The organism is Staphylococcus sp. HMSC13A10, from assembly GCF_001808005.1.
Classification (GTDB): Bacteria; Bacillota; Bacilli; order Staphylococcales; family Staphylococcaceae; genus Staphylococcus; species Staphylococcus pasteuri.
This window is the reverse complement of record NZ_KV791863.1, coordinates 62,537-79,665: the sequence shown is the minus strand read 5'-3', so window position 1 is coordinate 79,665 and position 17,129 is coordinate 62,537. Positions and strand designations below refer to the sequence as shown.

Genomic DNA, 17,129 nt, shown 5'->3' with positions numbered 1-17,129 from the left:
TATGAATTTAAAGGAGGTTTACCTATGTTTACCCACCACAACAATAAAAACAGCGTCGACTTACATTTAAACACTAATAATCAAAAATATGATCTAGCTACACAAGATCATGCTAATCAAATCACCAATTTTTATAAAGCAATATATCAAATTAATGATATTATTTTGGGATTAGTATTTTTGGTAGGAAGCTTTTTCTTTTTTAGTGATGCAACTATGACTTTGGGTACGATATTATTTGTAATTGGTAGTATTCAAATGACAGCAAGACCTGTTATTTCATTTATACATGATATGAAATTATCTAGATATTATCATAAACGATATATTGAAGAAAAAAATAATTCACATACTTAAAGTAATTTAAAAGTAAAATGACAGCGCCTAAATTCATAAGACGCTGTCATTGTTTAATTAAGCAAAGTTATAAAGTTTAATTTCCTTTTCTTTAGCATATTCTAAAGCAAGAATTTCTAAAATATTAATAAAAGCGGGTTCCCGTTTAACTTTAATATATTGGAATGTTAAACCATAATTTTCAGCAGTCATTTCTTTTAGTTCAGAAGTATCTGCATTTTTATTTTTAGCAAGTTCTTTTCTGAATTTAGTTGTACCACTATCAGATTTAGAATTATATTGAGCTAATTTTGTATTTAAATCTTTTTGAATTGGTTTATAACCTGTCGCATAACCACCTGTTTGACCAACAAATATAGGTTTCTTACCATCGAAAATGACATAAACTCCATATTGATCTTCAACTTTTTCTCTATCTTCTTTTGTAAATGACAAAGATTCTTTCTTATCGTATTTAAAAAGCTTTTTTAATTTCTTTTCATTATCTTCTAATAATTGATTTAGTTTCTTACTACCCTTCATGATTAAATCCTCCCAATAGCCTTATATTTAAATGTTCTTATTGAGTATATATCACTATTTAAATGTTTTAATCATTTTTCTGTAAAATTAATATTTCATCAATCTTTTCTTAATATTTATAAAATTAATTTTGCACTTGAATTCATAAAAAAACGTTGCATAAATCTGAGATAGACTTACACAACGTCTTTGACTATTACTTTATTTTGTATTAGAACATTTCAGATACAACTTTTTGTTCTAAGAAGTTTAATAAGTAGTCTGGGCTACCTGTTTTAGCGTCAGTACCTGACATTTTGAATCCACCAAATGGATGATATCCAACAACTGCTGCTGTACATCCACGATTTAAGTATAAGTTACCTACATCGTATTCATTTACAGCTTTAATCCAGTGTTCACGATTATTAGTAATTACTGCACCAGTTAAACCATAGTCAGTATCATTAGCAACATCAATCGCTTCATCAAAATCTTTTACTTTAACAAATCCAACAACTGGGCCGAAGATTTCTTCTTGCATAATTCGGTCTGAAGATTTCAAGCCAGAGAAAATAGTTGGCTCAATGAAATATCCAGTAGAATCATCAGTGCCTCCACCTTGTTCTAATTTACCTTCTTCTTTACCAATTTCGATATAATTTTTGATTTTATCAAATTGTTTTTGATTAATTACTGGTCCTACAAATGTATTGCCTGTTGTGTCTCCTAAAGATAATTCTTTAGTTAATTTAACAGCTTTTTCTAATACCTCATCATAAACATTTTGATGCACAATTGCTCTTGAACATGCAGAACATTTTTGACCTGCAAATCCAAATGCTGATGTTACAATTGATTCTGCTGCTAAATCTGTATCAACATTTTCATCGACAACGATAGCGTCTTTACCGCCCATCTCAGCGATAACGCGTTTTAAGAATGTTTGTCCTTCTTGAACAACTGCACTTCTTTCATAAATACGTGTACCTGTTGCTCTTGAACCAGTAAATGTGACAAAGTGTGTCTCTTTATGATCTACTAAGTAGTCACCAATTTCTTTAGGATCTCCTGGTACAAAATTAACTACACCTTTTGGTAAACCTGCTTCTTCTAGGATTTCTATTAATTTATAAGCAGTTAACGGCGTATCTTCTGCTGGTTTTAATAAAACTGTATTACCTGCTACAACTGGTGCTAATGTTGTTCCAGCCATAATCGCAAATGGGAAGTTCCAAGGTGGAATTGTAACACCTGTTCCTATAGATTTATAGAAGTATTTGTTATGTTCTCCTTCTCTATCTAAAACAGGTTTACCATCAGCTAAATCCATCATTAAACGTGCATAGTATTCAATAAAATCAATACCCTCAGCCGCATCGCCTACTGCTTCATCCCATGGTTTACCCGCTTCATAAACCATAACAGCAGAAATTTCTTCTTTGCGACGACGAATAATTGCAGCAACACGTAACATTAATTCAGCACGATCTTTATGAGACCATTTTTTCCATGTCTGGTATGCTTCGTTAGCAGATTGAAATGCTTTTTCAACATCTTCTTTTGTTGCTTTTGAAACTTTAGCAATAGTTTGAGAAGTATTAGCTGGATTTATAGATTCAAATTGATCTTTTTTATCTATCTTTTCTCCATTAATGACTAATGGAATACTTTGACCTAATTGACCTTCTACTGCTTTTAAAGTCTCTTTAAATTTATCTACATTCGCTTGAACAGAAAAATCAATTCCTGGTTCATTTTTAAAATCTACTACCATTATTGCGTACCCCCTATGAAATATTAAAATGAGTTGTTGAACCCTTTGTTTAATTACATATAGGTCTAGATAAGTGCGCTATTTTAATCATGTTACTGTTACGCTAATGCAACTTTATCTCAACCTTTCTTACATTCTACTATGTATCATTGTAATTTTGCAATCGCTTTCATTTAAAAATCTTAATATTTCAAAAATTAACTAAAATATTAGAGAAACGAAAATTAGTCTCAACTTATAAAGACTTATATTTTACTTTTTATAAAAAAACAAGCCCATAAGAAATCATATTCAGGAATAACCTAAATTGATCTTATGGACTATATCTCATTTATTTATTCATTGTCTATTTGACGTATCACTTTACAAGGGTTACCTACTGCTAAACTATTTGGCGGTATATCTTTAGACACTACACTACCCGCACCTATAACACTGCCTTCACCTATAGTAACCCCGGGTAAAACTGCTACATTACCCCCAAACCATGTATTACTTCCTACTATAATTTCTTCAGCTAATTCTAAACCTTTATTTCTGTCTTTAAACTTTAATGGATGTGTTGCTGTATAGAAGCCACAATTGGGACCAACAAATACATTATCTCCAAAAGTGATACCTCCGCCATCCATTAGATAGCAATTGGTATTTAAAAATACATTTTTCCCAAAGGTAACATTCCAACCATAATCTGTATCAAAAGGAATCGCTATACTTATATTTTCAAGTTTTGCATTAAATAATGTCGATAATATCTCATGTCTTTTGGTTTCATTACTAGGTCTCGTATGATTATATTCAAAACATAAGTCTTTAGCTTTCTTTCTATCTTCAATTAATTCATTATCAAAATTAGCATCATACCATTGATAAGCTAACATTTTTTCCTTTTCAGTCATTAATCTTTTCACCCTAACAATTACTCTTTTCTATATTAACTCCTATGTTGTCATGTAGTCTCCACCGTTAACATGAATTACTTGTCCAGTAATATAAGAACTATCAGCAGATGTAGCTAAAAATACATAGGAAGGTGCTAGCTCTGCTGGTTGACCTCTACGTCCCATAGGAGTACCACCGCCTTGATTTTCAACTTTATCTTCATCAAATGTAGAAGGAATTAAAGGTGTATAAATCGGTCCAGGTGCAACTGCATTTACACGAATATTTTTCTCCATAAGTGTTGTAGCTAATGAACGCGTAAATGATACAATGGCGCCTTTTGTTGCTGAATAATCAATCAAGTGTCCTGAACCTCTATAAACTGTCACACTTGTTGTATTAATAATCGTATCTCCATCATTTAAATATGGTACGGCAGCTTGTGATAAAAACATCATGCCGAAAATATTAGTTTGGAATGTTTCTTTAACTTGTTCTGGCGTAATTTCTTCAAAATGGTCTCTTGGAAATTGTACGCCACCATTATTAACTAATATATTAAGTCCTCCGAAATCCTCTACAACATCTTTGATAAGTTGTTGTGATTGCTTTTCGTCTTTTAAGTCATGCGCATATGCTTTAGCCTCGACACCTAGTTCTTTTAATCGATTAACGGTATCTTCTGCATCTTGATGTTCATTATAATATCCGATAGCTACATTAGCACCTTCTTTAGCAAATAGAATTGCTACAGAGCGTCCAATACCAGAATCTCCGCCAGTAATAAGTGCTACTTTTCCTTTTAATTTTCCAGCTGCTTTATATTCGTCTAATTCAGCAATTGGTTTAGGATTCATGTCAGCTTCAATACCTGGTTGTTGTGGTTGCGTATATCCTTTAATTTGTTGATGAAATTCTAATAAGTTCATAGTTTTGCCCCTTTCCTAATTTTTATTCACCTTCCCTATAAACTTACATATAAAACTACCTATACACCTTTATAGGGCTATTCTTTAAGAATCATACTGAAGTACGAGTTCACATCAATACTATAGCCTCATGTTTTTTATCAACATATTTTTTATAATAGAATCTACCAACACATTAAAGGAGCCAATATCATGAAACGTATTTTAAAATCAGCAATCGCAGTTCTTATACTTTTAGGCGTGGTCAAAACTTTCCAAACTCATGACGTTATTAATGAAGCCGATCGTTATTATCAACAAGCAAAAGATGGTCAAATCTTAGAAAATATTTCTAATTATGACATCAATCAAGTTAAAGATATTGATCTTAAACAATTTTCCCCTTCAGACTTTTTCTAACTCGTTAACCAAAAATCCATTCTATTTATAAGAGCTACAATTCCAGCATATTAGCTGTTAATATAGATGATAAAATCCCACACAAATGTTTCTTAAAATATTTGTGTGGGATTTTTTTATTATCTAGTCTTACTTTCTTCTTTTGGCAAACAATGTGTTTGACTTATATACCTATAGGGGGTACATTAATGATGAGAAGAAACGGAGGCTTTCACATGGATAATAACAAAAAAACAACTATAGATATCACAGGAATGACATGTGCTGCGTGTTCAAATAGAATAGAAAAGAAACTCAATAAACTTGATGATGTTACTGCTCAAGTTAACATTACAACTGAGCAAGCAACAATTGATGATCATCAAGGACAATATCATACTGAGGATTACGTTAACGAAATTCAACATTTAGGCTATGATGTCGTTAAAGAAAGTGTAGAATTAACTATTTCTGGCATGACATGTGCAGCATGTTCTAATCGTATTGAAAAAGTACTTAATAAAATTGATGGTGTTATCAATGCCAACGTCAATTTAACTACCGAACAAGCTACTGTTGAATATTATCGTGGAGTAGTTAATAGCGATGATTTCATTTCTAAAATACAAAATTTAGGCTATGATGCAAAAGTAAAAGAAGGACAAAATCAATATTCTAATAAAGATAAACGACTCAAAAAGCAACTCACTAAATTAGTTATAGCTGCTATATTATCAATACCATTACTAGCAACGATGTTAGTTCATTTGTTTCATATGCCATTACCTTCAATATTTATGAATCCTTGGTTTCAATTCATATTAGCCACACCGGTACAATTCATTATAGGTTGGCAATTTTATAAAGGCGCCTATAAAAATCTAAAAAATGGTTCCGCAAATATGGATGTATTAGTGGCGTTAGGCACGAGTGCTGCCTATTTCTATAGTATCTATGAAATGTTTAAATGGCTCAATCACACAACTCAAATGCCTCATCTTTATTTTGAAACGAGTGCAGTGTTAATTACTTTAATTTTATTTGGTAAATATTTAGAAACGAAAGCTAAAACACAAACTACTAATGCATTAGGTGAACTATTAAGCCTTCAAGCTAAAGAAGCACGTGTTATTAAAGACAATAAAGAAATGATGATACCTGTAAAAGATGTTCAAGTAAATGATAATATTTTAATTAAACCAGGTGAAAAGATTCCAGTTGATGGCATTATTCTAAAAGGTACAACGTCAATAGATGAATCTATGCTTACAGGTGAATCTATACCTGTAGATAAACAAATCAACGATAAAGTTATTGGTGCGACAATTAATCAAAATGGCGCCATTGTTATTCAAGCTACTCAAGTAGGTAATGATACCGCACTAGCTAATATCATTAAAGTCGTTGAACAAGCTCAAGGATCTAAAGCACCTATCCAACGTTTAGCAGATCAAATTTCTGGATATTTTGTACCTACTGTTATAGGTATTGCTTTACTCACATTTGTTATTTGGAATACGTTAGTACATTTCGGACAATTTGAACCAGCACTTGTAGCCGCTATTTCAGTGCTAGTGATCGCTTGTCCATGTTCATTAGGATTGGCAACTCCAACATCTATTATGGTAGGTACTGGTCGTGCTGCTGAAAAAGGCATCTTATTTAAAGGTGGTCAATACGTTGAACAAGCACAAAATATTGATACTATCGTATTAGATAAAACAGGTACTATTACAAATGGTAAGCCTGTTGTAACTGATTTTGAGGGTGATAACGAAACGTTACAATTACTTGCAAGTGCAGAATATGCTTCTGAACACCCTCTTGCAAAAGCAATTGTTGATTATGCTCAAACAAATAATATCAACTTAATAAATACAGATACATTTAATGCACTGCCTGGTCATGGAATAGAAGCATCTGTTAGTCAAAAACAAGTTCTAGTAGGTAATCGCCAGTTAATGACATCAAATAATGTTGAACTCTCAAATCATATTGAATCTAAAATGACAGATTGGGAGAGCAATGGTAAAACTGCCATGCTTATCGCTATTAACGGCGTTTATCAAGGTCTGATAGCAGTAGCAGATACTATTAAAGACAATGCAATTGAATCAATTCGTCGATTACACGATATGAATATTAATGTTGTTATGCTAACAGGTGACAATGATAATACTGCTCAAGCTATTGCAAAACAAGTGGGTATTGATCGTGTTATAGCGAATGTACTTCCTGACGAAAAATCTGCGCATATAACACACTTACAAAAGGAAGGTAAACAAGTTGCCATGGTTGGAGATGGCGTTAATGATGCTCCTGCACTTGTAACAGCTGATATTGGTATAGCGATGGGTACTGGAACTGAAGTTGCGATTGAAGCCTCCGACATAACTATATTAGGTGGTGATTTATCCTTACTACCTAAAACATTAAGTATTAGTCAATTAACAATGCGCAACATACGACAAAATTTAATTTGGGCATTCGGCTATAATATAGCCGGTATTCCTATTGCAGCATTAGGCTTACTCGCCCCTTGGATTGCAGGGGCTGCTATGGCACTTAGTTCTGTCAGTGTAGTCACAAATGCACTAAGATTAAAACGTATTATAAAATAATTTCAACACTAATTGGTATGCATTTACTTTCAAGTCATGCAATATAGTAATAAAATAGAAGTAAGTCATTAATTTATAGAGGTGAATAAAATGGGACAAAAAATTATAAATGTAGAAGGTATGAGTTGCGATCATTGCAAAAATGCAGTTGAATCTGCACTAGCAAAAATCAATGGTGTTTCTGCAGCAGAAGTTAATTTAGACAATGGTCAAGTACGTGTCGATTATGATGAAGATAAAGTACAATTATCAGACATGAAAGATGCTATTGAAGATCAAGGTTACGATGTTAAATAATTCAAATAAAGCATTGAGTATAGATAAAGCACTAAGATGATTTATTTTTAATCACCTTAGTGCTTTTATTTTGGGGTTTATGTCTCAATCCCCCCATTTTTAATTTACTCGCAAGTGTGTTGTTCCAGTTTGTAGTACTTCTAATGTTGCATCTAATGCATCAACGATTAAATTTTTTACTGCAGCATCTGTATAAAATGCAATATGCGGCGTAATAATGATATCTTCTCTATCAATTAATTGTTGCAATAATTGATCATTAAACTGTTGTTCACGTTGATCACTAGGGAATAATCCACGTTCAAATTCATACGTATCTAAAGCAGCTCCTTTGATTTGTCCACTATCTATACTAGATAATAATGCATTGGTATCTACTAATGAGCCTCTAGCACAGTTTACAAATACAGCTCCTTTTTTAAAATGAGAAAATATGTGTTTATCAAATAAATGGTGGTTGTATTTTGTAGCAGGCACATGCAATGTCACTATATCTGCACCTTCAATTGCTTCTTGTAATGTAGGTTGATAAGTTACATATTCTTCACTAACTTCATTTGGAAACGGATCATACGCTACAACTTCACAATCATATCCTTGTGCAAAAATCTTGGCAACAATACTTCCAATTCTACCTGTTCCAATTACTGCTACTTTTAATTCACTTATTGATTTTGATAATATCGAAGGTTCCCATCTAAAATCATGTACTTTCATTTTATTTTGAATCGCATTAAAGTTTCTAACTATATTAATTGCTTGCGTCACTGCAAATTCAGCAATTGAGCTTGGTGAGTATGACGGCACATTGGAAACAACGATGCCATACTTTGATGCTAATTCTAAATCATATGTATCAAACCCCGCACTTCTTTGAGCGATTTGCTTAATACCAAATGATTTTAACTTCGCAAATACTTCTTCAGAGATAGGTATTTGTTGTGAAAGTGATAGTCCATCAAATCCTTCTACTTCATCTATATTATCGTCTGTTAAAGGATGACGTGATAGTTCATATTCAACATTATTTTTCTTTGCCCAATCTTCAATATAGACAATATCTTCATCTCGTACACTCATGATTTTAATTTTAGTCATACTAACATCCCCTATTCCTTATTTTTTATATAAATCAGCTAAGGTTGATAACCGCTCTGCTGCAGTTGCAAGTTGTTCCTCAGATAATGCTAATGAAAGTCTGACATAATACTTTCCGTTATCACCAAATGGTATACCAGGTGCGACTAAAATTGATTGTTCTTTTAATAACATCTGTTCAAACGCTTCACTATCGTATTGAGGTGGGGTCTTCAACCAGCAATAAATGCCTACTGTTGAATGAATAAATGGTATTCCCGCTTCCTCTAATTTACTCTCAAAGATATCTCGTCTTCGTTTAAATGTGGCATTTTGTTCTTCTAAAAAGTCATCATAATGATTTAATGCATAAGTAGCTGCGTCTTGTAACGCTCCAAACATACCAGCATTTGTATGTGTTTGATATTTTTTCAAAGCTTGAATCATGTCACGATTACCTACTGCGAAACCAACTCTAAATCCTGACATATTGTATCCTTTAGATAATGAGAAGATTTCTACTGCTACATCCTTTCCATTTTCTGAAGATAAAATACTTGGATTTTTAGCATCAAAACCAAATGCGCTGTATGCAAAATCATGAATGATTTTGGTATCTGTATGTTTAAATTTTTGTATTGCTTCATCAAACACTGCTTTCGTAGCAGTTGAACCTGTAGGATTATTAGGATAGGTTAAATAAACTAACTTTGTTTTTTCTAATATTTCTGCATCCACTTCATCCCAATTTGGTAAATAATACGGCGGTTCTAAATTTAATGGAACTGGGTTAGCGTTAGCTAGCATCACACCTGCCAAATAATCCGTATATCCTGGATCTGGTAATAAGACGTTGTCACCTGGATTTGCTAGACATGTTGGTAATGCAACTAACCCATTTTTTGTACCATATAGTATACATACTTCTTCATCTTTATCTAATTCGATCCCGTAGTGTCTAAGATAAAAATCTACAATAGCTTGTTTAAAAGTATCTTTACCGTGAAAGGCACCGTATTTTTGATTTTCAGGTATTTTTAATGCTTCAGCAAAGTGGTTAATAATACCTTGTGGTGTTTCTCCATCTGGAATACCAACAGCCATGTTGATTAATGGTAATGGTCCATGTTCAATTTTTCGTCCCATTGTTTTTCCAAAATAACTCTCAGGGATAGCCGCTAATCGATTCGACATTTTCAACTTAAAACGCCCCCTCTATACATTATTCAACCATTTTTATAATCATCTATTAGTACATTCATTTTATCAACCGTTAAAATATTGTCAATATTCTTAATTTTTAGATTATTCAATTAAAAAAAGCTAACAGAGTTATTACACTCCGCTAACTTTTAATTTAAATCTGATTATCTATATCTTTAAGTATTTCATCAACTGTAATTTTAGCACTAGTTAATACGATAGGTACGCCTGCTCCCGGATGGGTACTTGCACCTGCAAAGTATAAATCTTGATAGTCTTTAGAAACATTAGGTGGTCTAAAGTAATTACTCTGTGATAATGTCGGCATTAAACCGAATGCAGTACCGAATTTAGCATTAAATTTACTTTCAAAATCTTCTGGAGTGAAAATCGTTTCTGATATCACGTGTTCCTTAATACTTTCTAATGTAGGAATCGTTTCCAGTTTACGATAAATAATATCTTTAACTTCATTTATAAAATCTTCGTTGTCCCACTCTAATTTTCCTGTTTTAAGTTCTGGCGTTGGCATAAGAACGTATAGCCCTGTTTGACCTTCTGGTGCTAATGATTGATCTCCTATTTTTGGTACATATAAATATAATGAAGGATCTTTTGATATATCACCGCCAAAAATCTCTTCAATATTTTGTCTGAAATGATTTGAAAATATGACATTATGCAATAACACATCTTCTGTAATATCTTTATCTATTCCAATATACATTAGAAAAGCAGAGCAAGAGTAATCTAATTTGTCTATCTTTTGAGGTGGGTATTTTTTAATAGGTGCATGTTTAGGCATTAATTCTTGTGCTGCATAAGGAAAGTCAGCTGTACATAATACTTTGTCAAAACGCTGGACCAAACCATTTACTTTGACACCATCTGCTGTCTTATATTTAGGATCTATAATAATTTCTTCAATATCTGCATTACATTGAATATCGACACCTAAATCTTCGTTTAACTTTTGTAATCCTTTAACCATGCCGTACATTCCACTTTTAATGAAATGAACACCAAACATCATTTCAATCATCGGTATGATAGAGTATAATGATGGACCTCGTTTAGGATCTATTCCTATATATAACATTTGAAAGGCTAGTAATTTTTGAATTTTTTCATTATCTACATATTGACCAATTAGATTGTCAGCATGATTCAATGTTTTTAATTTATATCCTTGAATCAATGATGTCATATTATAAAAGTCAGATGGTTTTCTGTATGTACGTTCTAAAAAGTATTTTCTCGCAACCTCATATCGTTTATAAATATCAGTTAAGAATTTCATAAATCCGTGTGTTGTTCCTGGTTCAATCTGTTCTAACGTATCATGTAATTCAGCTAAATCAGTAGGTACACGTACTTTGTCATCTTTATCAAAGTAGACGTCATAAATGTATCGTAATTGTTCCATTTCAACGTAATCTTCAAAACGCTGTCCGCAATCCTCAAACACTGCTTTGTATACTTCAGGCACCATTACAATAGTGGGACCCATATCAAAGGTAAAACCATCTTTCGTAAATTGATTCATTCGTCCACCAATTTTATTATTCTTTTCAAATAGTGTGACTTGATGTCCTTTTGCGGCTAGTCGAGCTGCCGAGGCTAATCCAGTTACACCTGCACCTATTACAGCAATATTCAATTCGCATTCATCCTATTCTTGATATTTATTTTTAATCTGTCTATATATTTTTAATTTTTTAATTCTAGAAACATAAACTCGACGATGTAATGAATAATCGTGCTGTCGTGCTTCATCAATAATCCCTTTATAAATGAGTGCTGCTAATTCTATAATTGGTCTTGCTTCAGGTTTATATACTTCCAAATGATCTAAAGTATATTGATAATCTTTTTCTGCAATTTGAGCGTAATGTTCCCATAATTGAATATAATTTTGTGTAGGTTGATTATGGAAGACATGTTTTATATCTACATCAAATTGATGAATCATTGATTGACTAAAGTAAATTCTACCTTTTTCAAAATCTTCACCAACGTCACGTAAAATATTAGTTAATTGTAAGGCTTCTCCTAATTGTCTCGATACTTCATAAGTTTCTTCAACAGGATGTTCAGTCAAAATAGGTGTCAATATTTCACCTACTGTGCCAGCTACACCATAACAATATCCCATCAAATCTTTATCTTCTTTAAACATTTCAAAATCTTCATCTTCTGATACAGCATGAATAAGATTATATAATGATTGATATTCCATTTTGTATTGTTTTGACGCATCTAAAAAAGCTAACATAATAAGCTCATCACTTTTGAATTGATCAATTGACTGAACTTCTTGTGCCTCAATTAATTGAATATCTTCTTTAATAGCTTGTAACTTTTCAGGGTCTTGTTCTTCATCAATACTATCATCTATAATTCGGCATACTGCATATACTGCCCATATCGCACGCCTCTCATGTTCAGGTAATAAATCAAACGCATAAGAAAAACTTTTAGAATACTTTTTCATAATTTGATGGCAATATTTATAACTTTCATTAATCGTTGTCATTATTTGACCTCCTGTTGCTTTAATACTATTCACTTTAATGAATGTCAAAGTGTCTACCTTTCCATTCAACCTTTTTCAAAATATATGTATGCCACAATGATTTCCCAAAAATACTACAGAAAAATAAAAATAGTAATGGATGTAAACATAACAATATCCTAGAAAAATTACCAACACGTCGATGCAATTGAATAAACTGAATTGTATAGATAAAGTATAGCGTTAACATTTTAAATTTTGAAATAGGTTTATAAATATAACTAAATATTATTCCTAAACTAGTCATTATAGAACCAAATAGCCAAATCATTATAGCAAACATTATGCGTGACTCTGTCTGATTAGCACCTACAGATAAATGCTTGGTCCAACCTTTAACTAATGCATTCAACCCCTCTTCGTACATTCTAAAATGAATGTTGCCTTTTCCTTCATAAAGTGTGACAGGTAAATTGAGTTGTTGATAAGCTTGGCCAAGTGCAAAGCCTTCAATAATACTGTGTTCTGCATTCAGATGCCCATTAGTAGCTAAATAGTCATCTATGTTAGTTAACAATATTGGCCCAAATGCTATATTATTGTCCTTCTGTTTCTTTAAAGATGAGAAGTGATTCATACCTACTACAGTCATTAAATTAAAAATTGCTGATAAATTTTCATAGGTGTTACGTGTTTTATGATAAGGTTGAACACTTAGTAACCCTTTATCGTCTTGATGATGATAAGTATGAATAAGTTTCTCAATGACTTCGTTATTTTCAAATACTACATCTGCATCCACAAACATTACTAATTTACTATTACAATACTTCATTCCTTCATAACATACACGCGATTTACCACGCCATTTATCTTCAATGGAATATTGAACTTGATGAACCTCAACTTGATATGCTTTTGCAACGTTGACTGTGTCATCTGTAGAACCATCATCCATGACAATCACTTTAAAATTTCCAGTTTGCGTTAATAAGGTTTCCAGTAATTGTGGTAATCTATGAGCTTCGTTTCTAGCAGGAATAATAATAGTTATGATTGGATTACTTCCATTTATTTCTTTCAAATCATGGCTATTATTTGTTTTCTGATGGTTCAATCTATATCTATGATTATATATAAAATGACCACACACTATTGATAACGTTGTAAAAACAGTAATAATATATTGAATCATTCTCACTATTTTTCTCCTTTAGTTCCTTCGCGCAGATTAATCATATCTGCTACTTGTTGTCCGCTTAAAGTAACCATAGGCATACCGCCTCCTGGGTTGACGGAACCACCAACAAAGTACAAGTTATTAAAATATTGGCTATATTTAGGGAATTTGAAACCTTTATTTTTCTTTTTATCTGCTACAACACCATATATTGCTCCTCTATTAGAACGGTAATGTTGCTCAATATCTTCAGGTAACCAATAATCTTCATATATAATATGCTGTCTTAAATCAGTTAGTCCCATACGTTCTAATTTATCTAATACGATGTTTCTAAATATTTGATACTCTTCTTTTTTAAAAGGTTTATCTTGAATATATGGGATATGTGGTAAAACTTTTATATTTTCATAACCATTAGGTGCTTGAGTTGAGTCAGTTTTATTCGTATTTACTAAATAAATCGTTGGGTCTTGGGGTAATATTTTTTGATCAAATACTTCTTCATAATTTCTTTTTGAATTACTGGAAAAGAAAAAATTATGATGTCGTAGCTGAGGATAAGATTTACTGACACCCAAATGCATTACAAATCCAGAACTAGCCGGTTCGTATACGCCTTCTAATTTATCAATACGTTTTTGATTAAAATGTAATAATTCTCTATATGTAGGAATAACTTCCATATTAGAGATAATATAGTCAGCTTCAAAAAATCTACCATCTGCTAATCTAACCCCTACTACGTCGTCATGATAGGTTTTTATATTTTTAACAGATACACTAGTGTGAATTTGAACCCCTTCTTCTATAGCAAGTTGTTCCAATGCTTGAGCGAGTCGATGTATACCGCCCTGAACATACCATAGACCTTGTTCTTGTTGCATATTAAATAGCATTGATAATACTGCTGGTGCATGATAAGAAGATGAACCTACATATTTGATAAAGTAACCTAACATATCTCTTAATTTAGGATTACTAACACGTTGATTTATTGCTTGTTGCATAGTAGAAAAATAATCAAACTCTTTTAAAGAACGTAAAGGCCCATGATATTTTATAATATCTTTTAATTTGTCTAACCCTTTATTAAAATAGCCTTTTTCTGTAATGCGCTGTATACGTCGTGTATACTCTAAATAATTTTGTAACTCTTCTTTATCAGTCAAAGATAGTTGGTCATTATTTGAAAATGTTTGTTCTATTCCTTCATATAAATCTATATATGTACCATCTGTAAAGAAACTTCGCCATTGTAATGGTAATCTTTCAATTGTTACATAATCTTTCATATGTTTATTACTATATTCGAATAAACGTTCAAAAATTTGAGGCATAGTTAATATAGAAGGTCCTAAATCAAAACCAAACCCTTTCGTTTCAAGGCGATTGACTTTACCTCCTATATGTTCATTTTGTTCGAATAATGATACTTCATAGCCACTTTGTGCCATTCTAATTGCAGCAGATATACCACCTAATCCACCACCAATAACAACCACTTTAGTATTTTCAGTCATGTATTTAACCTCTTTTATAAATTAAACGAATTAACTTTTCTAATGTTGGACGATTATATCTTTGTACTAAGATCACAGGAATATGACTAAATAATACATAGATTAAATTGATTATTTGTATGTATCTAGAAGATTTCACAAATATAATAACTGGTATTATAGACAACCAATGAATCAATTCTGCTCTTTTCATTTCAATATCAAGTTGTTTTAATGTTTCAATATTTAAATCTTCTATTGAATTCTTATTATATATATGAGAATTTAATTTACTTCCTTCAGGTATCAAGTACTTCCATTGGTTTACTTTTAAAATTCTATTCCAAAATTTACCATTATTTTCCCAAGAGTATATACGAAATATATGCCCATTTTTTTCAAAAAATGAATTAGGTATTTTAGTGCCAAAGTGTGCTAATGTCATTTGAATCGAAAACCAATACAAACTATGTAAAACAGTTAATTTCAAGGTCTTTTTAATAAATTTCAAACACATAACAACACCTTCACTATTTTATCACCTATTAACATACGTTTTAGAACATGTTCCCTCATTATCATTATTTAAACTCTAAACACCAAATGAATTAAAATTTTTAATTAAACTTTGTAAAAAATTAATAAGCTAAATAAAAAAAGACATAAAAAAAGAGGATGACATAGTCATCCTCTCAATCATTTATAACTCGAAGTTCTTTCCAGTTATAAACTGAATCCTACCACCATCCGTGGCTTTGACGGAAAGCAATTGCACTGCTTAATGAACCGTAACGGCTATTAGCATAGTTAAGCATACCTTTAGTTTGGCTAGCTACTGATCCTGAACCCCAAGATTCTTTAGTTTGACCTAAACCTCTGTATCCAGCTGGGTTAACTGCGTTAGGGTTACCACCTGATTCAGGCATAACGATAGCGTTCCATGCAGCTTCAGTACCACCATTAGCTAAGAATTGAGCTTTAGTTGATCCACCAGTTGAAGCACTTGAAGTTGAAGCACTTGAAGTTGATGGTGCTGAGTATGAAGTTGTTTTAGTGCTGTAGTTATGGCTTGAACTACTGTTTGAAGAAGTAGTTGGAGCTGAAACAGCTTCTACGTTAGTGTTGCTTGATTGTTGGTTAGAGCTTACTGATTGAGTACTAGCTTCTTGGTTATAAGAAGTTGTGTAGTCAGCTGATTGAGCTGCAGTATTTGATGTTTGAGCTGATGCTTGAGTTGTTGAAGCGTTTGAACCAACTTCTTGGTAGTTCCAAGAGAAGTTTGTACCGTCTGAAGTGAAGTTATATTCGAATCCACCACTTACAAAGTGAATGTCGTAAGCGCCAGCTTGGATTGGTTGAGCGTTTAATTGTTCTGGGTGGTTGTGAGCTAAGTCAACTAAGTGTGCTTGATCTACGTTAGTAGTTTCTGAAGCGTGTGCTTCGTGACCTGATACTGCGTAACCTGCTGCTCCTAAAGTTAATGCTAATGTTGATGCGATAAATGTCTTCTTCATAATTGAAAAATCCTCCAAAAAGTTTTTTGTTTTTATATGTTTTCTTGTATTAAATTCGTTGTGCAATATTGAAAATGTTTTTGTTTAACTTTCGACGGTATTCACTATACCATAAAAATCGGCTTTGTATATTACACGTTCCTTACAAAAAATTACAAACTAAACCTCGTTTTGTAACTTTGAAATATAAATGTCGTCCTTGTAATATAAAGACTTAAACTTTTTAGTTTAAAATTTCATCACAAACCCTTATATTACATTAGATTTTTAAGAGTTTTGCTCAACTTTTACATTTGTCGTAATATTACAGATTGCATTTTAGTTACATAACTGTAATAGTTCTAAAAATTTAAAATGGTTAGTTTTAACATAAAAATAGATGAAATATCCAAACTT

16 protein-coding genes are annotated in these 17,129 nt (G+C 32.0%); 4 read left to right on the top strand and 12 right to left on the bottom strand.

What is annotated here, in order from left to right:
• Nucleotides 1–24: 24 nt before the first annotated feature.
• Nucleotides 25–357 (top strand): YrhK family protein, encoded by a 333-nt coding sequence (locus HMPREF3125_RS08445; protein WP_046466995.1) that lies wholly within the window; start codon nt 25–27, stop codon nt 355–357.
• 57 nt (nt 358–414) lie between these two features.
• On the opposite strand, the gene HMPREF3125_RS08440 is transcribed toward HMPREF3125_RS08445, so the two are convergent.
• The 4 genes from HMPREF3125_RS08440 to HMPREF3125_RS08425 form a co-directional block, all read right to left on the bottom strand.
• Complete coding sequence (locus HMPREF3125_RS08440; protein ID WP_070453139.1) at nt 415–879, bottom strand: hypothetical protein; 465 nt, start codon at nt 877–879, stop codon at nt 415–417.
• A 211-nt stretch (nt 880–1,090) separates the two neighbouring features.
• The gene (pruA, locus tag HMPREF3125_RS08435; protein ID WP_070453134.1) at nt 1,091–2,635 is read right to left on the bottom strand and encodes an L-glutamate gamma-semialdehyde dehydrogenase; all 1,545 of its coding nucleotides are present in this window, start codon (nt 2,633–2,635) and stop codon (nt 1,091–1,093) included.
• Nucleotides 2,636–2,970: 335 nt separating this feature from the next.
• Entirely contained in the window at nt 2,971–3,534 is a 564-nt protein-coding gene (locus HMPREF3125_RS08430; protein ID WP_070453133.1) for a sugar O-acetyltransferase, read from the bottom strand.
• Between the two features lie 42 nt (nt 3,535–3,576).
• Nucleotides 3,577–4,446 carry an SDR family oxidoreductase gene (locus tag HMPREF3125_RS08425; protein WP_070453130.1) on the bottom strand — a complete coding sequence of 290 codons (870 nt, stop codon included), beginning with the start codon at nt 4,444–4,446 and terminating at the stop codon, nt 3,577–3,579.
• A 192-nt stretch (nt 4,447–4,638) separates the two neighbouring features.
• On the opposite strand from HMPREF3125_RS08425, the gene HMPREF3125_RS08420 reads away from it, so the two are divergent.
• The 3 genes from HMPREF3125_RS08420 (at nt 4,639) to copZ (ending at nt 7,742) form a co-directional block, all read left to right on the top strand.
• Nucleotides 4,639–4,845, top strand: coding sequence for a hypothetical protein (locus HMPREF3125_RS08420; protein ID WP_029055986.1), 207 nt, complete (start codon nt 4,639–4,641; stop codon nt 4,843–4,845).
• Between the two features lie 215 nt (nt 4,846–5,060).
• Nucleotides 5,061–7,445 (top strand): heavy metal translocating P-type ATPase, encoded by a 2,385-nt coding sequence (locus HMPREF3125_RS08415; protein WP_070453261.1) that lies wholly within the window; start codon nt 5,061–5,063, stop codon nt 7,443–7,445.
• 90 nt (nt 7,446–7,535) lie between these two features.
• A complete protein-coding gene (copZ, locus tag HMPREF3125_RS08410) occupies nt 7,536–7,742 on the top strand; it encodes a copper chaperone CopZ (RefSeq protein ID WP_046466993.1) in 207 nt (68 codons plus the stop codon).
• A gap of 99 nt (nt 7,743–7,841) precedes the next feature.
• On the opposite strand, the gene HMPREF3125_RS08405 is transcribed toward copZ, so the two are convergent.
• The 8 genes from HMPREF3125_RS08405 to HMPREF3125_RS08370 form a co-directional block, all read right to left on the bottom strand.
• Nucleotides 7,842–8,840, bottom strand: a complete 999-nt coding sequence (locus HMPREF3125_RS08405; RefSeq protein WP_070453126.1) for a D-lactate dehydrogenase — start codon at nt 8,838–8,840, stop codon at nt 7,842–7,844.
• An 18-nt stretch (nt 8,841–8,858) separates the two neighbouring features.
• Complete coding sequence (locus HMPREF3125_RS08400; protein WP_176745288.1) at nt 8,859–10,013, bottom strand: aminotransferase class I/II-fold pyridoxal phosphate-dependent enzyme; 1,155 nt, start codon at nt 10,011–10,013, stop codon at nt 8,859–8,861.
• Nucleotides 10,014–10,176: 163 nt separating this feature from the next.
• Nucleotides 10,177–11,682 carry a phytoene desaturase family protein gene (locus HMPREF3125_RS08395; protein ID WP_070453123.1) on the bottom strand — a complete coding sequence of 502 codons (1,506 nt, stop codon included), beginning with the start codon at nt 11,680–11,682 and terminating at the stop codon, nt 10,177–10,179.
• Between the two features lie 12 nt (nt 11,683–11,694).
• A complete protein-coding gene (locus HMPREF3125_RS08390) occupies nt 11,695–12,558 on the bottom strand; it encodes a phytoene/squalene synthase family protein (protein ID WP_070453121.1) in 864 nt (287 codons plus the stop codon).
• Between the two features lie 34 nt (nt 12,559–12,592).
• On the bottom strand, nt 12,593–13,738 hold the full coding sequence (locus HMPREF3125_RS08385; protein WP_070453119.1) for a glycosyltransferase family A protein: 1,146 nt from the start codon (nt 13,736–13,738) through the stop codon (nt 12,593–12,595).
• The gene (locus HMPREF3125_RS08380) at nt 13,738–15,240 is read right to left on the bottom strand and encodes a phytoene desaturase family protein (protein WP_070453115.1); all 1,503 of its coding nucleotides are present in this window, start codon (nt 15,238–15,240) and stop codon (nt 13,738–13,740) included. The genes HMPREF3125_RS08385 and HMPREF3125_RS08380 overlap by 1 nt, the downstream gene beginning before the upstream one ends.
• 4 nt (nt 15,241–15,244) lie before the next feature.
• Nucleotides 15,245–15,736 (bottom strand): glycosyl-4,4'-diaponeurosporenoate acyltransferase CrtO family protein, encoded by a 492-nt coding sequence (locus tag HMPREF3125_RS08375; RefSeq protein ID WP_315941484.1) that lies wholly within the window; start codon nt 15,734–15,736, stop codon nt 15,245–15,247.
• A gap of 220 nt (nt 15,737–15,956) precedes the next feature.
• Nucleotides 15,957–16,733, bottom strand: a complete 777-nt coding sequence (locus HMPREF3125_RS08370) for an aggregation-promoting factor C-terminal-like domain-containing protein (RefSeq protein WP_070453111.1) — start codon at nt 16,731–16,733, stop codon at nt 15,957–15,959.
• Nucleotides 16,734–17,129: the final 396 nt, after the last annotated feature.

Coding starts and splice junctions, on each gene's coding strand:
- HMPREF3125_RS08405 (WP_070453126.1), bottom strand. CDS start 8,840: ATGACTAAAATTAAAATCATGAGTGTACGAGATGAAGATATTGTCTAT.
- HMPREF3125_RS08445 (WP_046466995.1), top strand. CDS start 25: ATGTTTACCCACCACAACAATAAAAACAGCGTCGACTTACATTTAAAC.
- HMPREF3125_RS08400 (WP_176745288.1), bottom strand. CDS start 10,013: ATGTCGAATCGATTAGCGGCTATCCCTGAGAGTTATTTTGGAAAAACA.
- HMPREF3125_RS08425 (WP_070453130.1), bottom strand. CDS start 4,446: ATGAACTTATTAGAATTTCATCAACAAATTAAAGGATATACGCAACCA.
- HMPREF3125_RS08420 (WP_029055986.1), top strand. CDS start 4,639: ATGAAACGTATTTTAAAATCAGCAATCGCAGTTCTTATACTTTTAGGC.
- pruA (WP_070453134.1), bottom strand. CDS start 2,635: ATGGTAGTAGATTTTAAAAATGAACCAGGAATTGATTTTTCTGTTCAA.
- HMPREF3125_RS08380 (WP_070453115.1), bottom strand. CDS start 15,240: ATGACTGAAAATACTAAAGTGGTTGTTATTGGTGGTGGATTAGGTGGT.
- HMPREF3125_RS08370 (WP_070453111.1), bottom strand. CDS start 16,733: ATGAAGAAGACATTTATCGCATCAACATTAGCATTAACTTTAGGAGCA.
- HMPREF3125_RS08415 (WP_070453261.1), top strand. CDS start 5,061: ATGGATAATAACAAAAAAACAACTATAGATATCACAGGAATGACATGT.
- HMPREF3125_RS08390 (WP_070453121.1), bottom strand. CDS start 12,558: ATGACAACGATTAATGAAAGTTATAAATATTGCCATCAAATTATGAAA.
- HMPREF3125_RS08375 (WP_315941484.1), bottom strand. CDS start 15,736: ATGTGTTTGAAATTTATTAAAAAGACCTTGAAATTAACTGTTTTACAT.
- HMPREF3125_RS08440 (WP_070453139.1), bottom strand. CDS start 879: ATGAAGGGTAGTAAGAAACTAAATCAATTATTAGAAGATAATGAAAAG.
- HMPREF3125_RS08430 (WP_070453133.1), bottom strand. CDS start 3,534: ATGACTGAAAAGGAAAAAATGTTAGCTTATCAATGGTATGATGCTAAT.
- copZ (WP_046466993.1), top strand. CDS start 7,536: ATGGGACAAAAAATTATAAATGTAGAAGGTATGAGTTGCGATCATTGC.